Origin of the sequence: Pseudogemmobacter hezensis (assembly GCF_013155295.1) — a bacterium.
GTDB lineage: Bacteria > Pseudomonadota > Alphaproteobacteria > Rhodobacterales > Rhodobacteraceae > Pseudogemmobacter > Pseudogemmobacter hezensis.
This window is the reverse complement of the sequence record NZ_JABJXT010000052.1, coordinates 1-2,513: the sequence shown is the minus strand read 5'-3', so window position 1 is coordinate 2,513 and position 2,513 is coordinate 1. Positions and strand designations below refer to the sequence as shown.

The following is a 2,513-nucleotide window of genomic DNA, read 5'->3' as shown; positions in this document are numbered from 1 at the left end:
GGCCATGGCTCGTGGGGAAAAACGGCTCGAGCCGCGCCATCTGCGCGTCAGTCAGCCAGAATAGATTGCTCATCAGAAGGGGCTCCTGACACCTGCTGAATCACCGAACAGCAGCACAATCAATGGGTACTGAACCTAGCGGACGACAGGTATGGGCCGAAACTCGCCGTGATCTGCCAAGGGTTTCGCGGACGAACTGAAACCCTGCAACTCCCGTTTGAGGGTGGCAACCGACAAACCCGTCATTTGCGCCCATTCGGGATATGGATAAGCGGCCCAATGCCCCGCTGCACCGGGGCGGCGAGATTTACCCCCCCCGCGACGTTGAGATGATCCTGGTGAAAAGGGCGCTGGCCTTCGGGAATTGTGCCCACAGGCCTTTCAGGTCTGCCTTGGTCTCGATGCCAGATTGATCCTGCAAGGCCTGCTTGGCCTTGTCGGCATGCACCACAGCAGCAATCGCTTCCCTGGCAGCGGGGCAGTGCAGTTAATCGGTCATCGCTTTTCCTTGCCTTCGGGCGGGGGATCAGCGAGACCCACTGCTGATCCTGTTACATAGGGTTCAAAAAATCGGGGGCGATACTGTTGGCGGTTCGGGTCGTGTGATGCAATGCGTTCCCCGACCGACTTGAGATCGGGCAGATGAACGCCATCGGTTCGAGAGAACCAGGAGGTCATCCTGGCCTCGATCCGGCTTCGGGCGTGATATCCTGACCAGCGTTTCCAGGCTGCCCGCGCCAGGCGTTGTGTGGCCTTGAGGATCTCGTTGCGGGGCTTGGCGGCGGGACAGTTCTCGCGCCATTGTCGCCCTTTCTTGCAGATGGGGATGATCGCTGTGCCACCGCGCTTGAGGATCGCGCTATTGCATCGCCTTGTGTCAAAAGCACCATCGCCGGTCACTGTGCCGATCTGCTTATCAGCGGGGATCCGGTCAGGCAGGCGCGGCAGCACAGGGCTGTCGCCCTGATCGTTCGAGGTGAACTCCATGGCACGCATGTCGCCGGTGGCAGTGTGCATCGCCAAATGAACCTTTCGATATTGGCGCTGGCGATGCGTGCCATGCTTGCGCGCGAGCCATTCCCCGTCGCCGGGGAGCTTGATCCCCGTGCTGTCAATCAGCAGGTTGGGCGGACCGGGCGCGCGGCTGCCCGAAGAGCACCTTCACCATCAGACAAAACTGGACAGCGTTCGTCGGAAAACAGTCCCCCGGACTGTTTTCTCATCATCCTCACCGCTGAACACCCGCAGTCGGCCGCTGCGACCGGCCTTCGGCGCAAGCCACGTCATGTCCTTGTCCAACCAGATCAGCAAGGAGCCGCGCCGCTTCAGGGCCTCGTTGTAACTCTTCCAGTTCGTCGTCCGATAGCGGGGAGGTTCAGGTCTCGTCATCTCAGACCATTAACCTCATAATTTCATCCCATAGTTTCAACGTGTGAATCCTGCTCGCCGCGACTTCGGCAACAACGCCCATGATCATTGCCGATGCGGCCGAATCAGATCCGTCGCCTGCGACAGCGTGATGTTCAGCAGAGGCCATCAGCTTGCTCTGCGGTCACCGTTGTTATGCCCTGCTGATCTCGATGATCAGCGCAGCCTTCTGCCTGGTCATCCACCGTTTGGCGACCTATTCCAATGGTCTGCTCATCGCTACGTTTTACGCCTTGCAGCATGGGCAAATGCTCACCGGGTCATCACTTAACCGCATTCTCACTCATTTTTGACAAATTGAACCTTTCGTGTTACACGGCCAGGTAGAAAGTTCCGGCCGGAGAGAATCCGGCTTTTGACGAGTGTGAAGGGGTTGAGTAATTGCGCAGGATTGTGGCGCCAAAAGGAGGCTATTTTGCCCCGCTGTCCGGGCCGTTCCCGGATTGCGCCTCTGTATCAGGTGCGGCTTGTGCTGCCCTGAGCGCTTTCTGCCTCTCTGCCCCCGGCACAAAAGCCCGCCTTGTCCCACCTTCGGACAGGTCATGGCGCGCCGTATCAGGGGAGCGAGATGGGCCAGAACGCCGGAGGCGCGGCTTGAGACTTCAACCTCTGCACCCCTTTCTTATGCGCAGCGAGAGCCTTTCGGATTGTGATGGCAGCAACCATCCCATGCCCTGGCCCATCCCCTGGCGGCGCATAGCGGTCACGGCGGAATGTGACGCAGGCGCGCTGGCTTGCCGAAGCGCCATCACCAGTCTTCATATAGGTCATCAAGAGTAAGGAACCCTTTGTTTTAAAAGAATATCCGACCATATTTCCAGGAAAAGAAATCCGCTTATGAGACGCGGTAACACCTGAAGAACACCAGTAACAGTAACAAGTAGCAGGAAGTAAAATGTCAGATCTGACACGCGAAAAATCATATCATCAGCTTGTGCGGGGCGGCCGCCTTGTGAAGTGGAAAGGCCAGGTGGCGAGCATCGCTCCGTTCGTCGCCGGAGTTGCGGCTTCGGCAGCGATGATGGGTGGCTTGACCATTCTGTCGGCGGGAAGCGCATCTGCAGCCGCATGCAATGTCGCCAATA

1 protein-coding gene and 1 pseudogene are annotated in these 2,513 nt (G+C 58.5%); one reads left to right on the top strand and one right to left on the bottom strand.

The annotated features are described in order from the left end of the window. Positions 1 to 585: 585 nt before the first annotated feature. Positions 586 to 1,389: pseudogene (locus tag HOY34_RS21700) on the bottom strand (IS5 family transposase); the annotation flags it as partial. Positions 1,390 to 2,323: 934 nt separating this feature from the next. Here HOY34_RS21700 and HOY34_RS21920 point away from each other — a divergent pair. Beyond that, the coding region (locus HOY34_RS21920) for a hypothetical protein (protein ID WP_216654883.1) at positions 2,324 to 2,513 on the top strand (190 nt) is incomplete at its 3' end.